This is a genomic window from Rhodoferax sp. P1_F3, assembly GCF_056405715.1.
This window is the reverse complement of record NZ_JBFUBO010000005.1, coordinates 109,547-130,474: the sequence shown is the minus strand read 5'-3', so window position 1 is coordinate 130,474 and position 20,928 is coordinate 109,547. Positions and strand designations below refer to the sequence as shown.

At 59.3% G+C, this 20,928-nt stretch carries 22 protein-coding genes and 1 tRNA gene; 3 read left to right on the top strand and 20 right to left on the bottom strand.

Annotated features, from left to right (window positions below; translation table 11 throughout):
- Nucleotides 1–18 precede the first annotated feature (18 nt).
- The gene (locus tag AC1DZ5_RS10020; protein WP_477888589.1) at nucleotides 19–729 is read right to left on the bottom strand and encodes a substrate-binding domain-containing protein; all 711 of its coding nucleotides are present in this window, start codon (nucleotides 727–729) and stop codon (nucleotides 19–21) included.
- Between the two features lie 125 nt (nucleotides 730–854).
- On the opposite strand from AC1DZ5_RS10020, the gene AC1DZ5_RS10015 reads away from it, so the two are divergent.
- From AC1DZ5_RS10015 to AC1DZ5_RS10005, 3 genes are all read left to right on the top strand, one after another.
- Nucleotides 855–1,772: a LysR family transcriptional regulator gene (locus tag AC1DZ5_RS10015; protein WP_477888586.1), complete on the top strand. Its 918-nt coding sequence runs from the start codon at nucleotides 855–857 to the stop codon at nucleotides 1,770–1,772.
- 106 nt (nucleotides 1,773–1,878) lie between these two features.
- Nucleotides 1,879–2,880, top strand: a complete 1,002-nt coding sequence (locus AC1DZ5_RS10010; protein WP_477888584.1) for a Bug family tripartite tricarboxylate transporter substrate binding protein — start codon at nucleotides 1,879–1,881, stop codon at nucleotides 2,878–2,880.
- 400 nt (nucleotides 2,881–3,280) lie between these two features.
- Nucleotides 3,281–4,207: a Shedu immune nuclease family protein gene (locus AC1DZ5_RS10005; RefSeq protein WP_477888582.1), complete on the top strand. Its 927-nt coding sequence runs from the start codon at nucleotides 3,281–3,283 to the stop codon at nucleotides 4,205–4,207.
- A gap of 205 nt (nucleotides 4,208–4,412) precedes the next feature.
- Here the strand turns inward: AC1DZ5_RS10005 and AC1DZ5_RS10000 are convergent, their stop codons facing one another.
- The 19 genes from AC1DZ5_RS10000 to rplO form a co-directional block, all read right to left on the bottom strand.
- Nucleotides 4,413–6,506 carry a hypothetical protein gene (locus AC1DZ5_RS10000; protein ID WP_477888580.1) on the bottom strand — a complete coding sequence of 698 codons (2,094 nt, stop codon included), beginning with the start codon at nucleotides 6,504–6,506 and terminating at the stop codon, nucleotides 4,413–4,415.
- Nucleotides 6,507–6,961: 455 nt separating this feature from the next.
- Nucleotides 6,962–7,918: an AEC family transporter gene (locus tag AC1DZ5_RS09995; protein ID WP_477888578.1), complete on the bottom strand. Its 957-nt coding sequence runs from the start codon at nucleotides 7,916–7,918 to the stop codon at nucleotides 6,962–6,964.
- 40 nt (nucleotides 7,919–7,958) lie between these two features.
- Nucleotides 7,959–8,855, bottom strand: a complete 897-nt coding sequence (locus tag AC1DZ5_RS09990) for an NAD(P)-dependent oxidoreductase (RefSeq protein WP_477888846.1) — start codon at nucleotides 8,853–8,855, stop codon at nucleotides 7,959–7,961.
- A 23-nt stretch (nucleotides 8,856–8,878) separates the two neighbouring features.
- Nucleotides 8,879–9,859, bottom strand: coding sequence for a Bug family tripartite tricarboxylate transporter substrate binding protein (locus tag AC1DZ5_RS09985; protein ID WP_477888576.1), 981 nt, complete (start codon nucleotides 9,857–9,859; stop codon nucleotides 8,879–8,881).
- A 58-nt stretch (nucleotides 9,860–9,917) separates the two neighbouring features.
- Nucleotides 9,918–10,643: an ABC transporter ATP-binding protein gene (locus tag AC1DZ5_RS09980; protein WP_477888574.1), complete on the bottom strand. Its 726-nt coding sequence runs from the start codon at nucleotides 10,641–10,643 to the stop codon at nucleotides 9,918–9,920.
- Entirely contained in the window at nucleotides 10,636–11,439 is an 804-nt protein-coding gene (locus AC1DZ5_RS09975; protein WP_477888572.1) for an ABC transporter ATP-binding protein, read from the bottom strand. The genes AC1DZ5_RS09980 and AC1DZ5_RS09975 overlap by 8 nt, the downstream gene beginning before the upstream one ends.
- Nucleotides 11,436–12,413 carry a branched-chain amino acid ABC transporter permease gene (locus AC1DZ5_RS09970; protein ID WP_477888570.1) on the bottom strand — a complete coding sequence of 326 codons (978 nt, stop codon included), beginning with the start codon at nucleotides 12,411–12,413 and terminating at the stop codon, nucleotides 11,436–11,438. Before AC1DZ5_RS09970 ends, AC1DZ5_RS09975 begins: the two co-directional genes overlap by 4 nt.
- A complete protein-coding gene (locus AC1DZ5_RS09965; RefSeq protein WP_477888568.1) occupies nucleotides 12,410–13,285 on the bottom strand; it encodes a branched-chain amino acid ABC transporter permease in 876 nt (291 codons plus the stop codon). The genes AC1DZ5_RS09970 and AC1DZ5_RS09965 overlap by 4 nt, the downstream gene beginning before the upstream one ends.
- 106 nt (nucleotides 13,286–13,391) lie before the next feature.
- Nucleotides 13,392–14,564, bottom strand: coding sequence for an ABC transporter substrate-binding protein (locus AC1DZ5_RS09960; RefSeq protein WP_477888566.1), 1,173 nt, complete (start codon nucleotides 14,562–14,564; stop codon nucleotides 13,392–13,394).
- A gap of 230 nt (nucleotides 14,565–14,794) precedes the next feature.
- On the bottom strand, nucleotides 14,795–15,583 hold the full coding sequence (locus tag AC1DZ5_RS09955) for a plasmid replication/partition related protein (RefSeq protein ID WP_477888564.1): 789 nt from the start codon (nucleotides 15,581–15,583) through the stop codon (nucleotides 14,795–14,797).
- A gap of 128 nt (nucleotides 15,584–15,711) precedes the next feature.
- Nucleotides 15,712–15,788, bottom strand: a tRNA-Met gene (locus tag AC1DZ5_RS09950).
- A gap of 22 nt (nucleotides 15,789–15,810) precedes the next feature.
- Complete coding sequence (gene rplQ, locus AC1DZ5_RS09945; protein ID WP_477888562.1) at nucleotides 15,811–16,206, bottom strand: 50S ribosomal protein L17; 396 nt, start codon at nucleotides 16,204–16,206, stop codon at nucleotides 15,811–15,813.
- 107 nt (nucleotides 16,207–16,313) lie between these two features.
- Nucleotides 16,314–17,303, bottom strand: a complete 990-nt coding sequence (locus AC1DZ5_RS09940; RefSeq protein ID WP_310340888.1) for a DNA-directed RNA polymerase subunit alpha — start codon at nucleotides 17,301–17,303, stop codon at nucleotides 16,314–16,316.
- A gap of 104 nt (nucleotides 17,304–17,407) precedes the next feature.
- A complete protein-coding gene (gene rpsD / locus AC1DZ5_RS09935; RefSeq protein WP_310340891.1) occupies nucleotides 17,408–18,031 on the bottom strand; it encodes a 30S ribosomal protein S4 in 624 nt (207 codons plus the stop codon).
- Between the two features lie 82 nt (nucleotides 18,032–18,113).
- Nucleotides 18,114–18,518, bottom strand: a complete 405-nt coding sequence (rpsK, locus tag AC1DZ5_RS09930) for a 30S ribosomal protein S11 (protein WP_029706489.1) — start codon at nucleotides 18,516–18,518, stop codon at nucleotides 18,114–18,116.
- A 19-nt stretch (nucleotides 18,519–18,537) separates the two neighbouring features.
- Nucleotides 18,538–18,903 (bottom strand): 30S ribosomal protein S13, encoded by a 366-nt coding sequence (gene rpsM, locus AC1DZ5_RS09925; RefSeq protein WP_105259338.1) that lies wholly within the window; start codon nucleotides 18,901–18,903, stop codon nucleotides 18,538–18,540.
- 24 nt (nucleotides 18,904–18,927) lie between these two features.
- Entirely contained in the window at nucleotides 18,928–19,041 is a 114-nt protein-coding gene (gene rpmJ, locus AC1DZ5_RS09920) for a 50S ribosomal protein L36 (RefSeq protein ID WP_012348927.1), read from the bottom strand.
- Nucleotides 19,042–19,158: 117 nt separating this feature from the next.
- Nucleotides 19,159–20,469, bottom strand: a complete 1,311-nt coding sequence (secY, locus tag AC1DZ5_RS09915) for a preprotein translocase subunit SecY (RefSeq protein WP_477888557.1) — start codon at nucleotides 20,467–20,469, stop codon at nucleotides 19,159–19,161.
- Between the two features lie 24 nt (nucleotides 20,470–20,493).
- A complete protein-coding gene (gene rplO, locus AC1DZ5_RS09910; RefSeq protein WP_477888555.1) occupies nucleotides 20,494–20,925 on the bottom strand; it encodes a 50S ribosomal protein L15 in 432 nt (143 codons plus the stop codon).
- Nucleotides 20,926–20,928: the final 3 nt, after the last annotated feature.

The following is a 20,928-nucleotide window of genomic DNA, read 5'->3' as shown; positions in this document are numbered from 1 at the left end:
GAATCTTGTGTGTGGTGCTCAGGCAGGTTCCATACCCTGGCGCTGTTTGGCCTCTGCAGCGTCTGCCGAGGCCATGAAGGCCAGCAGATCGCGCACCGCATCTGCATGTGTGGAACTGCTGCAAACACCGGCTGAAAACGTGGTGGTGATCTGGATGGCGGCGGGCAGCGCGCCGACGATGGCAATGCCGTCCACATGAATCAGCTCGCTGAGTTGTTGAAAGCCCAAGGCCACTTCGCCGCGGGCGACCAGCGTGCCCACGGGCACGCCGGGCGGTGCTTGCACGATGCGGCTCTGGATCGCGTCGACAATGCCCCAGCGCTCGAACAGTTGGGCCAAGGCCACGCCGCTGGGGCCGGTGGAATAGCTGAGGCTAGGGGCAGCCAGCACGGCATGGCGCACCGCGTCTTCAGACGCGATGTCGGGCGTAGCTGTGCCAGCACGCACGGCCACAGCTACGCCGGAGTGCACCAGGTCCACCTTGCTGGCGGCCAGCACGCGGCCTGCGGCAACTAGCTTGTCGATGGCATCTGACGCCAAAAACACCACGTCGAATGGCTCACCCGCCTGCACGCGTTTGGCTGCATCCACGCCACCCACCGACTCAATCGCGATGGCGATGCCGGTGCGATCGGTATAGGCCGCAGCTAGCTCGGCCAGCAGCTGGCGCGTGGCCATGGACGAGATGCCGCGCAAGGTGACGGGCAGGGAGGACGTAGGGCTTGGCATGGTGGCTATTCTGGTCTGCGGCCGGGGGTTTGATAAGGCAAACACCCCACTAGCAGCTATCTCAAATTGGCATAATCAGCGAGCAGCTATTCGCTGATGCCACATCCCCAATTTGGAAAGCCGCCATGGACCTGAAACAGCTGGAGTACTTTGTGCGGGTGGCCGAGTTGGGCAGCTTTACGCGCGCCTCCATCTCGCTGGACGTGGCCCAGCCGGCCCTGAGCCGGCAGATTCGCCTGCTGGAGGTGGAGCTGCGGCAAAACCTGCTGACGCGCAACGGCCGCGGCGCAGTGCCCACCGAGGCCGGCAAGCTGCTGCTAGAGCACGGGCGCGGCATCCTGCACCAGGTGCAGCTCACACGCGAAGAGTTGGGCGCGGCCCGCGGTGCGCTGGCCGGGCGGGTCTCCATCGGACTGCCGCCCAGCCTGTCCAAGCTCATCACGGTGCCGCTGGTGCTGGCGTTTCGCGAGCACTTGCCGCAGGCCCAGCTGACGCTGACCGAGGGCTTTTCGGTGCAGATGCACGAAGGCCTGCGCCTGGGCAACCTGGACATGGCGGTGCTCTACAACCCCGGCCAGAGTACCGAGCTGGAGATGAGCACGCTGGACGAGGACGAGCTATCGCTGATCTCGCACAACCCGCAGCCCGGCGCCGGTGGCAAGAAGACCAAGGCGGCGCCGGCCATCAGCCTCAAGGAAGTGGCCGACCTGCCGCTGATCCTGCCCAGCCGGCCCAACGCGTTTCGCATCCTCATCGAGGGCGAGATGATGGCCATTGGCCGCCGGCCCGACGTGCTGCTGGAAGTGGATGGCCTGAACGCCATCCTGAACCTGGTGAAGGAAGGCATGGGCCATGCCGTGCTACCCAGCTACACGCTGAGCAACTTCGACAACCCCGAAACCTTTACCGTGCAGGCCATCCACAGCCCGCGCATCATGAGCCAGCTGATGCTGGTGTGGTCGGCCCGCCGCCCCACCACGCAAACGCAGCGCAAGGCCATGGACGTGGTGAGCCAGGTAGTGCTCAAGGCCATTCACCGCTAGCCAGCCACGCTGTTTTTGGCATAGCTGGTATGGCCGGGGCGGACTTGCCCGCGCTGGCACCGCCCCGCACACTGGCCCCAAACACACCGACGACGGAGACTGGGGCATGTCCAAAAACACTCACAAATTCATAGCTGCCTGCGCAATATTGACGGGGGCTAGCGGCCTATTTCATGCCCAAATGGCAGGCGCACAGGGTGTGGCGGCCAGCTACCCCAACAAGCCGATTCGCCTGGTCGTGCCCTTCACGCCCGGCGGCTCCACGGACATCCTGGCGCGCGCCATAGGCCAAAAGCTCAACGAGGCCTGGGGCCAACCCGTGGTGATTGACAACGTGCCCGGTGCGGGCGGCTCCATCGGCGCGGACAAGGTGGCCAAGGCCGCGGCCGACGGCTACACCCTACTCATGGGCCACATCGGCACATTGGCGGTGAACCCCTCGCTCTACCCCAACCTGCCCTACGACCCGATCAAGAGCTTTGCGCCCGTAGCTTGGGTGGCGCGCGTGCCCAATGTACTAGTGGTGCACCCCAGCGTGCCCGCCAAGAACGTGAAGGAACTGGTGGCACTGGCCAAAGCCAAACCCGGGCAACTGAACTACTGCTCAGGCGGCAACGGCAGTGCGGCCAACCTGGCCACCGAATACTTCAAGCTGCAAACCAACACCTCGCTACTGCACATTCCCTACCGCGGCACGGCACCAGCGGTCACAGATCTGGTGGGCGGGCAAATCCAGGTGCTGTTCACCGGCGCACCCGCCGTCATCAATCAAGTCAAGGCTGGGCAGATGCGGGCGCTGGCCGTCTCCAGCCCCAAGCGCATGGACGCCCTGCCCGACGTACCCACGGTGGCCGAATCCGGTTTTGCCGGTTTTGAGGCCGACCAGTGGTACGGCGTGGTGGCCCCGGCCGGCACACCTGCCGACATCGTGGCCAAGCTCAACACCCAAATCAACTTGGCGCTAAACAGCGCGGAACTAAAGACCCGGCTGAACACCGAAGGCGCGATCGCCACGCCCGACACGCCGGCGAACTTTGGCAAGCTCATCGTGCGGGAAATCGCGCGGTGGAAACCGGTGCTGAGCAATGGGCGGGTGAAGGCGGATTGAGCGGATTGCACTGAATTGCGGGCGACTTCAGGTGCCAGTGGCATCTCGTTGCCATGCGCTTATTAAATATCAGGTCTTGCCTGAGGGAGGCGATGACAACGGCGGTACCCGACCCAAAAGCGGCAGTCCAATTGGTCAGGATCAGCGCTCGAAAACGGTCGTTTCCAGTTGATGGCCTCTCTAATTGTTGGAAGGCAGTAATGCAGCGGCTGCAGACTCTCGCATTTCCGAAATCCCGCGCTCGGCAGCCATCGTTCAATGGTCTAGGTAAGCCGCGTGTCCTAGACATGAACGTATCAGCGAGGGGGGGAGGCGATAAGCCAGCGCGCCGGGGCCATTTCCGACATACTTGGAGGAGCACTCAAAATGAGTTAGACAGTGAAATTTGGAGAGCGAGCGCATGGGTGGAATGAACGACAAGTGGGAAGAGCAAAGGCAGGTTGACATGCGCGTGGCGTTCGAGCGCGCTGAATCTGCGTATCTCGCTTTGGAGGATGTCGGGCTTACAGCGGTCGCTCACTTCCTCCGCCAAGGCGGGACGTTGGCCCAACTGGATAAGGACGAACTACTCTCTGTTGTCGAGCGGCTTGTCGCCGAACCGAAGCTCGGGCAAGCGCTGCGTCTGACGCAGGTTCAAGCTGAAGACATCACCGAGTTGCACCGCCGCAAACTTGCACTAGTGGATTTCGAGAAACTTCTTACCAACGACACCTACTTCGATAACCGCCAAAAGGATCTAAAGGAAAATGCTCGGCCGGAAGATGTCTGGCAGGACTTCGTCGAGACCAATACATGGATTCTTGGATACGGTCTCAACTACGTGCTCAACTCTCCGCTGGAAGGACAAAAGCTAGAGCAGGTGGTCAAAGGATACGACATTGCCACATCCGGCAAACGGGTTGATGCCTTGCTGAAGTCGCAGGGTCTAGTAAGCAGTTTGTCGTTCGGTGAAATCAAAACCCACAGAACGTCTTTGTTGAAAAAGGTCGCCGACCCCTATCGACCGGAGGCTTGGCAGGTGTCAGATGAGGTGACAGGTGCTATTGCTCAGTTGCAGCGGAGCGTACAGAAAGCGCTGTATTCATTGACCGAAAGACTGGAACCCAAACACAGTTCCGGAGAGCGGACGGGAGAGAGGCTGTATCTCTACAGACCGCGTTCCTTCCTGCTGATCGGTTCGCTCTCTGAGTTCCAAGGCAAGGTGGATATCAACGAGGATAAGTTTTCATCATTTGAGCTCTTTAGACGTAGCCTAACGACCCCAGAAATTTTGACTTTCGACGAGTTATTCGAGCGCGCGAAGCACATCGTCGCAGTCTCGAGCTGAAGTAGACAATCATCCTCCCCCAGAATCGCCCCTGATTCCATATGTATTTGTGAACCAATGGTGGATCGCCCCAATGCGAGCTTCAAAGTGGTCATCATCACCTAAAACTAGGGACCGATGCAGCCATTAAATGATTTCCACATCTAGGCCAATCTAGGCGGCAGCGGAAAAGAGTAACGTTCAATCGCGCGCTGGATGCAAAGTGTCATGTTTCAGTTGCTTGCTTCGGGGCCGTCAATGCGCCCCCGCCAAGTTCCGCTGCATTGGCCCCGGCGAAAGCCGGAAGCGCGCCTTCTGGGTGGCACGACAAGCTCACCACCGCTCCTTCCCAATCTCCTTCAGCTACTGCCGGGAGGGGGGTGAGCTCCGCTCCTACACCTTGAACGAAACGGCGCATCTGCGGTGGATTCGCGAAGTACTTGGCTGCGCGTGTCTCTGCTTCCTTGGCATCGGTGTAGAACAGGATCTTTGCCCTGTCCACGACCTCAAAACCAAAACCCTGGACGGCCAAGTCCTCCAATTCTCCTGCCAGATAGCGCTCCAGAATGAATTCGTCGATAACGGCGACGCCTTTCGCTGGTACCCCGACATGCGTGGCCGTGCTGACGAGAACCAGTGGCACTGGACTAAAGTCATCTGGCACGACCATGTCGAAGCGCCGCTTCATATCGGCGATGAACGCGGGTCGGTTTGCATCGAGCACCTGCGCGCGCAGGAGCGCTTGGTCAGCGGCTTCCATAACCGTTTTGCGGTGCATTGCCACGCCCTTGGCTTCAGTGGGCTCAAGAACGCATTTCGCCTCTACGACAAATATCGTGGTCCCGAGGATGAACAGCAGATCGAACTGCACGCCACCTTGGCCAGAAGGCGTGAACGTATAGTCCTCAGAAATGGACGTCGCATGACCACTTAGGAGCTTCGATTCGCTGATTGCTTGCTGCACAACAGCGCGAATGTGCGCTTCAAACGCTTCACCTCGCTTTGACATATCGATTCCGGCCTGGCGCATCCAGATGTCTACCAAGCGACGCAAATTCGGTTCAAAAATGGCTGCGAAGACTGGTGCGACGGTAGATGGGCCCACCGGTACAAGTGGCTGTGACCAGATTTCGCGGTCACGTCCGCCTCGGTAGGTAAGGAAGTCAATCAAGCTCCTAGCTGCCTGAGGGCCGAATCCAGCGGCAGCTCGAAGGCCTGCGACTAGAGCATCGACCTGAAGGGTAGGTGCATATTGGGGCAACCAACTTTGTGGAGGTGCGTCATCCTTCCCGTCGCCGGCTTTGGCATCCAGAGCTTCCATTAGCAGCTTGGACGCCCTCGAGATAACCGTCCAGGCGGCAAGCACGTCGTTCAAGGTGAGGCCATTTAGATTCGGCGCCTGTTCCTGGAGCAACTCCGAGTAGTAGGGCTCGGAAGCATACGCTCTAAGGGCCATCAGTTGGTCTTGCGCTTCCGTGAGTTCTCTAGGCTTTGACACCTTCAGCACCTGGCGCTTACCTACTTTCTCAATTTCTCGTACCTCGCGAATGCCATCGACTGCCAGTCCAGCGGCAGCCATCTGGAGCTGAAACTGACGCGCGACTACTGAGAACGCCATCGCGAGCGAGCGGCGTCTAGCAATTCCCATGACGTGCGCTTTTTGATAGGCAGGCTGAGTCGGGTAGAAGAACCGTCTCTTGTCCTGATCAAGCAACTTATACCCGTTCCACAAGCAATCGTCCCAAACGTCTTCAGCGAAACGGTAGAAGATTCCGAGATTCAGCTCGATGGCGATATCTACCCAACGAACCTGCTTCAGGTTCGGATTCCCCGCTAGGTCTGGCGAGGAACTCAGGACGAAACCCACTGGCATCTCAATCCCATCGACCAAGCTCTCAACGACCGCGTCAGGCGATGCTTGTGCGCCACCGAGCAAGGTAAGCTTGACCGCTGTGAGTTCCTCGAGCGAAAAGCCTTTGAGCGAACGCTTCGCGCGCTCCTCAGCAGCTTTCGCTATGGCCTCTTTGGCCTTCTTCGACGCCAGCAGAGTACTGTGGTTGGCCGCGGCCACAAAGCAGCGCAGCTTGGTTGTGGGAGTCAGCTCCTCTGAAATCGAGACCTTTAGGTTAGCTCGGATAGCTGAGAGCTTCTCGTGAATTGCAAGAGCCGCCACGTAGAGGCCAAGGTCCTCATCATCAGGATCGCCGCATTCTTTGAACGCTTTCTCCCATCGCTGCGGCGTGAATTTTTTTTGCAAAGGCCCCGGGATGTGTCCTTCCGCTTTCATATCAAGGCGAGCTCGTTTTTTGAACTCACCCATGACACAAATGCCATTCCGCATCACGGGCAACCTCGAGTCTTGAGATCGACTTCGCCCCCAGTTCAATTGACAGGACCGATAGAGCTTCGCTCATAGCGGCTTAACGCAATGTATAGAGCAAAACATGCTCCATAAAGTTTAGCGTGCTCGATATTCTGGCCATTTGGTTTCCCTGAAGTCGGTATGCAGGTCTGAGCGCTTCTGTCGAAGTTGACAACTGAGTGACGGTACATCTTTCAAATAGCAAGATAACTGAGAAATTTGTGATTGTGTATCCCCCATCCGGGGGGTATTGAGACCGAAATTGAGAACGGGTGGGCCTGATAGCTGACATTCCTCAACGACTTCTTCTGGTCCAAAGCAAGCACAGAGGTGGTGCGCCAATAACCAGGTGCTCTCTTAGAGCATGGTCTACCAGCACAGGATCGAGCGACCGCAATCACTGGTCTAAAAACTCACAACGGGTAGTGCTTCAACACCCACAGCAGAATATTTAGTGTGAAGAACGAAGCGATGGTTGTCGCCAGAAGGGCTGCAGCACTCACGTCCTCATGGCCATGGCGTTGCGCCAGGATGGGGTAGATACCCAGCATGGGCATGGCGGCAAACAGCAGTGCCGCGGTGCGCAACTGTGGGTCGCTGATGGGCACAACCCACATGAGCGCGACGAACACGCACAGCGGGTGCAGCAGCAGCTTGCCGATCACGATCTTGCCGACCACGCGGCGCTTGCCCTGCATGCGCAAACCCACCAGCGCGCCACCAATGACAAACAGCGCTACCGCCGTGGTGGCCTGCGAAAACAGCGTAACGGTGCGGCCAAACGGGCCGGGCAAATGCCACTCCAGCATTGAGCAGACAAAGCCTGCCAGGATGGCCACCAACATGGGCGTGCGCAGCAGGCCCAGTAGCGTATCCCCCAGCACACGCCAGACGCTGCGACGGTGACCCTCGGAACTGGCTTCACTGGCGTCGGCCAGCGACATGAGGATGGGCAACTTCACCAAGTTCTCCACCACCATGTTCAGCGCCAGCGCTACGGGTGCGATGGCCCCCAGCGTGAGCGAGACCACGGGGTAGCCCACGTAGCCGCTGTTGGAGCAGCACATGCCCATGGCGAAGTAGGCGCGGTAGGTTTTCTCACCCTTGTCCACCCAGCGCGCCCAGGCGTAACCGCCCAGCAGCATGGTGCACGAGCCCAAGCCATAGGCCAGCAGATAGTCCGTGTGCATAACCTCGCGCAGCGGGCGCTGTGACACGGCGCTAAACAGCAGCGCGGGCAAGGCAAAGTTCAGCACAAACTTGCCCAGCACCCGCATGTCGGCCTTGCTGAAGACACCAAAACGGGTCGCAAGAAAACCTGCGGCGATGCACAAGTAGATGGGGCCGGTGATGGCCAGGATATCGAGCATCGGAACCTAAAGAAGAATAAGGAAAGAGGGAGTGTGCCCGTCAGACTTTGCGCGCGGCCAGCAGGGCGTCAGCATAGTCTTGCCACGCCGCGCCCTTGGCCACGTCGGAAAACACGCCCGCATGGGCCTGGTCGGCCACCCACTGGTGTTTCTCGGCAATCGCGCTGGCCATGGTGGGCGCAAAGCCAGCTTCGCGCACGGTGCGGGCGCACTCGCGCATTTCCTCAGCGCGGCGCCGGCCGTGCTGCACCACGCGGCTGAAAAAGTAGGCGCCCTGCGTCTCCCAGTCAATGCTGGGGAAGGTCTCGGCCAGCGTGGGCAGCACATGGTCTTCCACACCGTAGGCGCGCGCGGTGCTATAGCTCTCGATCACCAGCGCCTCCAGGCCCTTGATCATTACGCTGCGGCACATCTTGATGGCCGAGGCCACGCCAATCTCGGGCGCCACGGCCTTGGCGTCCATGCCCATGGCGTTCAGCACCTGCGCCAACTCGGCCGCCCATGCACCACCCAGCAACAGGGGCACGCGGATGCCATAGGGCGGCACCGAAGTCATCACACCCGCCTCCACATAGCGGCCACCGGCGGCCTCGATCACCTGGGCCGCCTGCTGCTTGGTGCCGGGCGACGCAGAGTTAAGGTCCAGAAACACGGTGCCAGGGCGCAAATGCGCGGCTGCGGCCTGCGCCACGGCCAGCGTGTTGGAGGCGGTGACCGCGGACATGAGCACATCGCTCTGCGCGCACACCGCCTGCAATGAATCTACGGGGTTGAGTTGCGCCGCCAGTGCCTGCGCGTGCAGGGCGTCGCGCGTGGGCGTACCGGGGGCCAACTTCAGGTCCCACACCTGGGTGGACTGAAAATGCGAGCGCAGCCCGGTGGCAAAGGTGTGCCCCACTTCGCCATAGCCCACCAGCCCCAAATGCTGCAACGACAAGGCCACGGCGTTGTTCCCTGGCTCTAGAGTTTGGGTACGCCAGCCTTGGCGATCACGTCACCCCAGCGCTTGATCTCGCTGGCCAGCAGTTCACCCAGCTTCTCGGGTGTGGAGCCACGGGCTTCCACGTTCAACTCGTACAGCTTCTTCTTCACATCGGGCGAATTCACGGCAGCCTGCACTTCTTTGTTCAGGCGGGCGATCACGTCCTTGGGCGTCTTGGCCGGGGCGGCCAGTGCGTTCCAAGAGGAAACGTCGAAGTCCTTCACGCCGCTTTGCATCAGCGTGGGCACATCGGGCAACTGGCTGGCGCGCGTGTCGCTCAGCACCGCCAGCGCGCGGATGGCCTTGGACTGCACCTGGCCCATCATGGGGCCCAGAATTTCCACCGCTACGTCGATCTGCCCGCCGCGCAGCGCGGTGGTCAATGCGGGGGTGCCGTTGAAGGGCACCACCAGAAAGTCCACACCCGCACGGGTCTTGAGCAGCTCGGCGGCCAAGTTTTGCGTGCTGCCGATGTTGACCGTGCCCACGTTCAGCTTGCCGGGGTTGGCCTTGGCATAGGTCAGCAGGTCGGCCATGGTCTTGTAGGGAGCATTGGGCGAGGCCAGCACGGCCAGATCGAAGTAGCCCATGGTGGAGATGGGCGCAAAGTCGCGCTGCGCGTCAAACGGCAAGCTCTTGAACAGGCCCGCGCTCACCGCGGTGCCGTTGGACATCAGCAGCAGCGTGTAGCCATCGGGCTCGGCCTTGGCCACGGCGTCACCCGCCACCACGCCACCGGCGCCGGGCTTGTTGTCTACCACGATGGGTTGGCCCAGCGACTCGGACATCTTCTGCGCCACGGTGCGCGCAGTCAGGTCGGCTACGCCACCGGCCCCAAACGGAACCACCAGGCGGATGGGCTTGGACGGAAAGGTGTCGGCCAGCGCGGGGGCCGCACCCAGCACGCCAGCCAGCACCGTTGCCAGTACAGATGAAAGTAGTTGGTTCATGGTTTTCATAAGTTTTAGGCCTGTAGCCCCCGTAAACATTGCGCCACCAGCTATCAAATTCATAGTGCTACCGGGCTACGCCCAGCAGCTTGTCCAAGAGCGCTGGCTGTTCCTGCAGCCCCTTGGCCGTGCCGCTGTACACCACCGTGCCGCGGTCCAGCACGGCCGCCGTGTCACTGATCGCCAAAATTGCCTGCGGGTGCTGCTCTACGATGATGGCGCTCAGGCCCTCTTCGCGCGTGATGCGGCGAATCGCTCGCAGCAGCTCCTGCACGATGATGGGCGCCAGGCCTTCGCAGGGTTCGTCCAGCAGCAGCAGCGTTGGGTTGAGCACCAGCGCGCGACCCACGGCCAGCATCTGCTGCTCTCCACCCGACAGTTGCGTGCCCAGGTTGGTCTTGCGCTCGGCTAGGCGCGGGAATAGCTCGTACACGCGCTGTGGCGTCCACATGGCCGCCTTGCGGCCCGCCCGCGCGGGGCGTGCTACCGCAGTCAGGTTCTCATCCACCGTGAGCGACTTGAAGATGTTGCGCTCTTGTGGCACCCAGCCAATGCCGGCGGCGGCACGCTCGTGCTGCGGTAGCTTGTGCAGCGCCATACCGCCCAAGGCGATGGTGCCACCGTGCTGGCGCGTGGCGCCGGCCAGGGTATTCATGAAGGTGGTCTTGCCGGTGCCGTTGCGCCCCAGCAGCGCCAGGGTTTCGCCTTCGTTGATGCTGACGGACACGCCATGCAGCACCACGGCTTCGCCGTAGCCAGCCGACAGGTTCTCGACTTTAAGCAGCTCAACCATGGCTGGCTCCTTCGAGTTCACCTTCGGCGTGGCCCAGGTACACCGCCTTGACCTGCGGGTCGTTGGCAATCTGCTCCGGGTCGCCCTCGGTGAGCACCGTGCCGTTGACCAGCACCGTCATGCGCTTGGCAAAGCTGAAGACCAGATCCATGTCATGTTCAATCAAAAGGATGGACACATCGGCGGGCAGGGCCGCCACGGTTTGCAGCAGCTCTTCGCGCTCACCGGCCGGCACACCGGCCACGGGTTCGTCCAGCAGCAGCACGCGGGGCTCGCAGGCCAGTGCAATGGCAATCTCCAGCAGGCGGCGCTTGCCGTAGGCCAGCACCCGGGTTTCCTGCGCCATCACGCTGGTCAGGTGGAACTGCTCCAGCAGCTGCTCGCAGCGCTCGGTCACGCGCTTGGATGCGCCCAGCGGCTGCCACCACTTGCCACCCAGGCCTTGGTGCTGGCTGACCACCATGACCAGCGTCTCCATGGGCGACAGCGTGTCAAACAGCTGGTTGATCTGGAAGGTGCGCACCATGCCGCGGCGCACACGCTGGTGCGGCGCCAGGGTGGTGATGTCCTGGCCTTCCAGGATGATCTGGCCCGATGTGGGCTGCAGCACACCGGTCAGCAGGTTGATCAGCGTGGTCTTGCCCGCACCGTTGGGGCCGATGAGTGCGTGGCGCGCACCCTGCTTCAGGTCCAGCGTGACGTTGTTGGTGGCGGTGATGCCGCCAAATTTCATGACCAGGCCCTGGGCGCTAAGCACCGTCTTCGCCGTGTTGTCGTGTTGCATCGTCGTGCTCATGCGTGACCTCCGCTGGAGGGTTTCTTGCGGGAGAACCAGGTCCAAGGCCGCACCAAGCGTTCACGCCCAACCAGCACCAGCACCACCAGGAACAGGCCAATCCAGAAGGTCCAGTACTGCGGGGTGATGTTGGAGAGGAAGTCCTGCATCAGCTTGAAGACCAGCGCGCCAGCCACACCACCGTACAACCACCCCACGCCGCCGATGACCAGCACCAGCATCACATCGGCCGAGCGGTGGAACTCAAACACGTCCAGCGAGGCAAAGCCCGAGGTCTGCGCCAGCAAGGCGCCGGCCGCACCAGCGGCACCCGCTGCCACCGTGTAGGCCACGGCCAGGCGCTGCGACACGGGAATGCCGATGGCCATGGCGCGCAGGCGGTTGTCGTGGATGGCCTTGAGCGTGGCACCAAACGGCGAGCCCACGAAACGGCGCGCCAGTACAAACAGGACGAGCAGCACGGTGAGCGAGTACCAAGCGGCGGTTTGGCCCGCCAGGTCGAACTCGAAGCGGCCCAACAGCGGCCCCATAACCACGCCCTGCAGGCCGTCGGCACCACCCGTCAGCCAGTCCAGCTTGTTGGCCAGCTCCATGAGGATCAGGCCCACACCCAGGGTGACCATGAGCCGGGTCAGGTCGGTGCCACGCAGGATGGTCACGCTGCACACAGCGCCCAGCACGGTGGCGGTGGCCACGCCCACGGCCAGCCCCACCAGCGGGTCGGGCATCACCAGCTTGGCAAACAGCGCCGCCGAGTAGGCGCCCATGCCAAAGAAGGCGGCGTGGCCCAGCGAGACGATGCCGGTGTAACCCAGGATGATGTCGAGCGAGAGTGCGAACAGCGCCACGACGGCGATCTCGTTGATGATGAGCGCGTGGGTGGACAGCAGCCAAGGCGAGGCCAGGGCGGCAGCCCACAGCACGACTTCCCACCAACGCCAGCGGCGTGTGGCCAGCAAGATGTTGGCGCTCATGCCTTACCCCCTTTGCGCACAAACAGGCCTTGCGGGCGCCACACCAGAATCAAAATCATCAGGCTGTAGACGATGAAGGCGCCCAGTTTGGGGATGTAGTACTTGCCCGCCACATCGGCAATGCCCAGCAGCAGGGCTGCCAGTAAGGGACCCGTGATGCTGGAGGTGCCGCCCACGGCGACCACGATCAAAAAGTAAATCATGAACTTGAGGGGAAAGGTCGGGTCCATGCCCAGCACGTCGGCGCCCAGCGCCCCACCTAGACCGGCCAGGCCGGAGCCCACGGCAAAGGTGGAGAGAAACACCACGTTCACATTGATGCCCAACCCAGCGGCCACGCGCTGGTCGTCCACTGAGGCGCGCAGACGGCTGCCAAAGCGGGTCTTGGTGAGGATGTATTGCAATGCGACGGTGAGCGCGGCGCACACGGCGATGATGAAGAGGCGATAGTGGCCCATGCCCAGCATCCAGGCGCCCTCGCCCAGCTCGGTGCGGCCCTTGAGCCATTCGGGCAGCTGCAGGATTTGCTGGGTGGAGCCCACAAAGTAGTCCACTGCGGCCACCGCCATGAAGGTCAGGCCGATGGAGAACAACACCTGGTCCAGGTGGGGCTTGTGGTACAGCGGGCGGTACAAGGTGCGCTCCAGCACAGCGCCCAGCAACGCAGCGCCGATAAAGGCCGCTGGCAGGCATAGCAGGAAGGGCACATTGAGGCGCTGCATGAGCAGCACGGTGATGTAGCCGCCCACCATGGCAAAGGCACCGTGGGCCAAGTTGATGAAGTTCATCAGGCCCATGGTCACCGCCAGCCCTACGGCCAGGATGAATAGCAGCATGCCGTAGGCGATGCCGTCAAAAAGCAGGGTCAACATAAATTTACCAATCCATCTCTCGCAGAACGAGGCATTACGGTAGCGCGCGGGCAACAAAAAAGCGAGGGGAGTGCCATCGCTTTTTTGCCTGGGAGTGCGTGCCGGGTTACTTGTTTTTACCCGGATCCTTCACGTCCTTGATCACATCGAATTCGATGTTGTAGAGCTGGCCGTCTTTCTTCTCGACCTTGCGCAGATAGATGTTTTGCACCACGTCGCGGGTTTGCGCGTCGATGAACATCGGGCCGCGCGGGCTCTCGAAAATTTGGCCCTTCATGGCGGCCAGCAAGGCGTCACCGCCGCCAGCGCCCTTGGTGGCCTTGAGCGCTTCGTAGATCACGCGCATGCCGTCGTAGCCACCCACAGCCATGAAGTTGGGGCGCAGGTTGTTGTTGGCTTTCTGGAAAGCTTCGACAAACTTCTTGTTCACGGCCGAGGGGTGGGCTGTGGAATAGTGGTGCGAGGTGACCACGCCCAAGGCACCATCGCCCATGTCGTTCAACTGGTCGTCATCGGTCACGTCGCCGGTGCCAATGAGCTTGATGCCGGCCTTGTCCATGCCGCGCTCCAGGAACTGCTTCATCACCGCAGCGCCCGCACCAGACGGCACAAACACAAACAGCGCGTCGGGCTTCAGGTCACGCACCTTCTGCAGGAAGGGCGCGAAGTCGGGGTTGCGCAGGGGAACACGCAGGGCTTCGGTCACCTGCCCGCCATTGAAGGTCAGGCGTTCCTTGAAGAACTTCTCTGCATCAATACCGGGGCCGTAATCCGACACCAAGGTCACCACCTTTTTGATGCCGTTCTTGGGCGCCCAGTCGGCCAATGCCACCGATGCCTGGGGCAGCGTGAAGCTGGTGCGCACCACATAGGGGGAGGCTTCGGTGATGCTGGAGGTGGCCGCGGCCATCACCACGAGCGGGGTCTTGGACTGGGTGGCAATAGCGGCGGTGGCCAGGGCGGAAGGCGTGATGCCCATACCAGCCAGCACGTTGACCTTGTCGTTCACCACCAGCTCTTGCGCCAGGCGCTTGGTCACGTCGGGGATGCTGGTGTCGTCCTTGATGATGAGCTGGACTTTTTTGCCGGCCACCATGTCGCCGTTTTGCGCCATGTAGAGCTTGGCCGCCGCTTCGATTTGGCGGCCGGTGGTGGCCTGTTGGCCGGTCATGGGCAGGATCAGACCGATCTTGAAGGTGTTGTCCTGCGCGAGGGCCACGGTGGCTACCAGAGCGAGGCTGGCCAAGGCGGTGACGCGGAGGAAGTGACGCTTGTTCATGTGCTGTCTCCTGTTATTGGGTTTTGCAATCTCACACTGGTGCAATATCGCCGCTAAATGGGACTTGTGCAATCGAGAATCCGAACTCTTTGATATAGCATATTGCAATATCCCATCGAAAAACTACGCTGGTATTGCAGTTTTCTCGGGGCGGTAGGCGCCGTCCAGTGTGATGCAGCCCACCACCCGCACACGCGGTCGTGGTTCCTGTGCAAATCGGGCACTAGCGCTTAGGTGCCCTGCAATTGCGCCAATTGCCGGCGCAGGTCGGCGTTTTCGGCCTCCAGCACGGCCACGCGCTGCTGCAAGGTCTGCAGGGGGTCGGTCGGGTTGGCATCGGCGTCGGCCGACAGATCGGCCCGTGCAGCCCGTTTGGCGTCGCGCACGCGCTTGGCGGCTTGCTTGAGCTGGTCTTTGCCAGCAGTGGCCGCAGCCACCTGCTCTTCGGCCGGCAAGGTGGCCACAGCGGCGGCGGCGTTGATGGAGATGGTGCCCGACTTCACGGCAGCCACCAATTCAGGCGCCGCCTGCTTCTGGATCTTTTCGATCATCACCACCTGGTTGCTGCTCAGGCGGGCGGCCTTGGCAATGTCTTCGCGGCTTTGGCGCGGCTCCGGCGGCGCGGTGCTAGTGCTGACAGCGCCTTCGTTCGTCGCCGCATCAGCGTCAGACACCGCAGCCAATGCGCGGACGCGGCGCTCAGAGATGATTTCGCGCTTGCGCAAGGCCAACACACCGCGCTGAAAACCCGACACACTGCGCCGGCCCAAGTGCTGATCGATCATCCAGAGGTGCACATCGTCCATGGATTGGAACAGGCTGCTTTGCAAGGTCTGGAAGGGCAATCCGTGTTTCTGGCAAATGCCGTAGCGGTTGTGCCCGTCCACCAGCACGTCACCCCACAGTACGAGCGCGTCGCGACAGCCTTCCGCCAAAATGCTGCGCTCCAGCGCCGCATACTCTTCCGGTGTCAGCGGATCGATATAGGCTTTCAGGGCTTCATTGACAACGATGTGCATGGCGTATTCAGAAGAAGGGGGACATGAAGAAAGTACGTGCAACAACAGGTGGCCCGCGAAAGGCGTCGCACAAAGCGAAACGCCCACATCAGTGGGCGTTTGCTGCAAACATTAGCTGCTTGCTGTATTGGTTGCGGAGGCTAGATTTGAACTAACGACCTTTGGGTTATGAGCCCAACGAGCTACCAGGCTGCTCCACTCCGCGACAAGACTTAAATTATAACCTATTAAGCTTCGACTGCGGCAGAAGTTTCAACAACTTCTTCACCACGGTCCACCAACTCGACCAAAGCCATGGGCGCATTGTCACCCACGCGGTAACCCATCTTCAGAATGCGGGTATAGCCGCCTGGACGGGCTTTGAAACGGGGACCGAGCACGTCGAACAGCTTGGTCACGCTGTCGCGGTCACGCAAACGGTCAAATGCCAGACGGCGATTGGCCACAGTGGCTTCTTTGGCCAAAGTGATCATGGGTTCCACAACACGGCGCAGTTCCTTGGCCTTGGGGACCGTGGTTTTGATGACTTCGTGTTCGATCAACGAGTTCATCATATTGCGCAGCATTGCCAAGCGGTGAGAGCTTGTGCGGTTGAGTTTACGTAGTCCGTGTCCGTGACGCATGGTAGTTTTCCTTCAGTTTTTAGACAGGCAGCCGGATCAGGTACTGCCCGTGGCACGGAACCCCTGCGGGGTTCAATTCAAATTAACGCTTTTGGTGAAAGCGCTTATCAGCGCTTTTCCAGGGAGGCAGGAGGCCAGCTTTCTAGCTTCATTCCCAGTGTCAAACCGCGAGAGGCCAACACTTCCTTGATTTCATTGAGCGACTTACGACCCAGGTTAGGGGTCTTCAGCAGCTCGTTCTCGGTGCGCTGAATCAGGTCACCGATGTAATAGATGTTTTCTGCTTTCAGGCAGTTGGCGGAACGCACGGTCAATTCCAGCTCGTCCACCGGACGCAGCAAGATTGGATCGAACTGCGTGTTGCCACGTGGTGCAGGAGAATCGAACGCAGCCAATTCGCTGCCTTCCAACTGTGCGAACACAGCCAACTGTTCCACCAAGATCTTGGCCGACGCGCGCACTGCGTCTTCTGCAGACACGGCACCATTGGTTTCGATCTCGACGACCAGCTTGTCCAGGTCGGTACGCTGTTCAACGCGCGCGCTTTCCACGGTGTAGCTCACGCGCTTCACTGGGGAGAACGAAGCATCCAGAACGATGCGTCCAATGGACTTGTTCGGCTCATCAGCATAACGGCGCATGCTGCCAGGCACATAGCCACGACCTTTTTCAACCTTGATTTGCATGTCCAGCTTGCCCCCGTGCGACAAATTGGCAATTACGTGGTCAGGGTTGATGATTTCCACATCGTGGGGCGTTTGAATGTCGGCGGCCGTCACCAGACCTTCAACGTCCTTGCGCAGGCTCAACGTCACTTCTTCACGGTTGTGCAGTTTGAAAACCACACCCTTCAGATTCAGCAGAATGTTGACCACATCTTCTTGCACACCGTCAATCGACGAGTACTCATGCAGAACGCCCGCAATCGTCACCTCGGTGGCTGCAAATCCAGGCATGGACGACAACAACACGCGACGCAAAGCGTTGCCCAGAGTGTGTCCGTAGCCACGTTCAAATGGCTCGAGAGCGACTTTGGCGCGGTTTACACCGATCTGTTCAACACTGATGGACTTGGGCTTCAGCAAATTATTTTGCATGCAACTTCCTCTCAATACCCCCGACTCGTTACGTCAGTAAGGCTGGTGAAGCACCTATATCGCGGTGCCCCGCGATATAGGAACGATTTCAACGACAGTTGTAATTAGCGTGAGTACAGTTCGACGATCAACGATTCGTTGATGTCAGCACCGAATTGGTCACGGTCAGGAACCGACTTAAAGGTACCTTCAGCTTTGTCAATGCTCACGTCCACCCAAGCTGGCATGCCAACTTGTTGTGCCAATTGCAGAGCTTCGACAATGCGGTTCTGCTTCTTGGACTTGTCGCGCACACCCACTACGTCACCGGCCTTGACCATGTACGAGGGAATGTTCACGGGGGCGCCGTTCACGGTGATCGCTTTGTGGGACACCAGCTGACGTGCTTCAGCACGTGTGGAGCCAAAACCCATGCGGTACACCACATTGTCCAGACGGGATTCCAGCAAGAACATCAAATTGGCGCCGGTGTTGCCTTTACGGCGGTCGGCTTCAGCAAAGTAACGGCGGAACTGACGCTCCAACACGCCGTACATGCGTTTGACCTTCTGCTTTTCACGCAGTTGCAGACCGTAATCGGAAGTGCGTGCGCCAGAAGTGCGGCCATGTTGACCGGGTTTGGAATCAAATTTGGCCTTGTCAGCGATAGAACGACGAGCGCTCTTCAGGAACAGGTCCGTGCCTTCGCGGCGGGAGAGTTTGGCCTTGGGGCCTAGATAGCGTGCCACTTGAACTTCCTTTTATGTCATCTGCCGCACAGAAATGCGGGAGCCGTCAACGAAAGTTGACGGCGGTGGGCTTGTTAAGAACTTAGATACGGCGGCGCTTTTGAGGGCGGCAACCGTTGTGCGGCACGGGAGTCACATCAGCAATCATATTGATGCGGATGCCCAGTGCTGCCAAGGCACGAACCGATGATTCGCGACCAGGACCGGGGCCCTTGATCTCGACGTCGAGGTTCTTGATACCTTGTTCCAGAGCTGCGCGGCCGGCCACTTCGGATGCTACTTGAGCAGCAAACGGAGTGGATTTACGCGAACCCTTGAAACCTTGACCACCGGAAGAAGCCCAAGACAACGCATTGCCTTGGCGATCGGTGATGGTAATGATGGTGTTGTTGAACGACGCATGCACGTGTGCAATACCGTCCGCAACATTTTTGCGGACTTTCTTGCGCACACGTTGTGCTGCGTTATTGGCGGGAGCTTTTGCCATAGTGGTATCTCAATCCCTATTATTTCTTCAAGGACGCAGCAGCCTTACGTGGGCCTTTGCGAGTGCGGGCGTTGGTGCGTGTGCGCTGACCGCGCATAGGCAAACCGCGGCGATGACGGAAGCCACGGTAGCAGCCAATGTCCATCAAACGCTTGATGTTCATGGTTGTCTCGCGACGCAAATCACCTTCGATTGTAAATTGCGCGATTTGGTCGCGAATTTTTTCCAGGTCTCCATCGGTCAAGTCTTTGACCTTCTTGGAGTAAGCGATGCCACAAGCTTCGCAAATTTTGCGTGCGCGGGTGCGACCGATGCCAAAAATAGCTGTCAAGCCAATTTCGGAATGCTGATGCGGCGGAATGTTGATGCCAGCGATACGTGCCATTTTCGTCCTCTAAAACTCTTGCAATTAACCCTGACGCTGCTTGTGACGTGGATCTGTACAGATCACACGCACAACGCCCTTGCGACGGATAATTTTGCAGTTACGGCAAATTTTCTTGACCGAAGCCGAAACTTTCATATTTCTCTCCTAAAACTCTTCGCCCCGTTCCGACTTTGAATCGCGCGGAACATGCGCTGTTACTTTCGTTCTAAACACCATGTACGTACGACATTAATCGTACGACTTCATCTCTCTTCAAGAAGCCTTGAAGTTTGCCTTCTTCAGCAGTGACTCGTATTGCTGCGACATCATGTAGTTCTGAACTTGTGCCATGAAATCCATGGTCACCACCACAATAATCAACAGCGACGTGCCACCGAAGTAAAACGGGACGTTGTACTTCAAGATCAAAAACTCGGGCAAGAGACATACAAACGTGATGTAAATCGCACCAGCCAACGTCAGGCGGAGCAGTATTTTATCGATGTATTTGGCCGTCTGGTCACCAGGACGAATCCCGGGGATGAAAGCACCACTCTTTTTCAAGTTGTCTGCAGTCTCGCGGCTGTTGAATACCAGTGCCGTGTAGAAGAAGCAGAAGAACACAATCGCAGCGGCGTACAGCATCACATACACAGGCTGTCCAGGACTCAAGGTGCTGGCGATATCTTTCAACCAGCGCATCGACTCACCAGAGCTGAACCAATTTGCAACCGTTGCAGGCAACAGAATGATCGACGAAGCAAAGATGGGAGGGATCACACCTGCCATGTTCAACTTCAGAGGCAAGTGCGAAGACTGGCCACCATAGACCTTGTTACCTACTTGGCGCCTGGCGTAATTCACAAGAATCTTGCGCTGACCGCGCTCGACAAACACCACAAAGTAAGTGACCAATGCAATCAAGACCACCACCAGCAAGGCCACGATGATGCTCATGGATCCGGTACGCACCAGCTCCAGCAAGCCACCAACCGCATTCGGCAATCCAGCGGCGATACCACCGAAGATCAGGATCGAAATCCCGTTGCCCAAACCACGCTCGGTAATTTGCTCACCCAACCACATCAGAAACATGGTTCCTGCGGTCAACGTGACCACGGTGGTCATGCGAAAGCCAAATCCAGGCCCAATCACCAAACCAGCCGATGCTTCCAGCGCCATAGCAATGCCCAGCGATTGAAACAGCGCCAGACCCAGTGTGCCATAGCGGGTGTATTGGGTAATCTTACGACGCCCAGCTTCACCTTCTTTTTTCAGCTGTTCAAATGCAGGCAGCACGTAACCGAGCAACTGCATGATGATCGATGCCGAGATGTACGGCATGATTCCCAGCGCAAAAATCGTGAAGCGAGAGAGTGCACCGCCCGAGAACATATTGAACAAACTCAATATGCCGCCTTGCTGACCTTTGAACAGCTGTTGCAGCTGAGCAGGATCAATGCCAGGCACCGGGATGTGCGCACCCAAACGGTACACCACCAAAGCGAGCAGCAAGAACACAAGTCGGCGACGCAGATCGCCGAACTTACCTGTCTTTGCTGTTTGAGCCGCGTTTGTTGCCACGTGCTAACTTTCGCTTCGCAAAACTTAAGCTACGCTACCACCAGCAGCTTCAATAGCTGCCTTGGCACCGGCTGTTGCACCAATACCGGTGAGCTTGACTGCCTTAGCAATAGCTCCGGTGTTGATAACTTTCACCACTTTGGCGATTTCGCCCACGGCACCGGCTTGCTTAAGAGTCAACAGATCGACTTCTGCCAAACCCAGAGCTTCCAGTGCTGTCAAAGTGATTTCAGCATTGAACTTCAGCAAGTGCGATTTGAAACCGCGCTTGGGCAAACGACGATGCATAGGCATCTGTCCGCCTTCAAAACCGACCTTGTGGTAGCCACCCGAACGGGACTTCTGACCTTTGTGTCCACGGCCAGCAGTTTTGCCCAGGCCAGAACCGATACCACGACCCACGCGACGCTTCGCGTGCTTAGCACCGTCAGCGGGCTTGATGTTATTGAGTTCCATCAT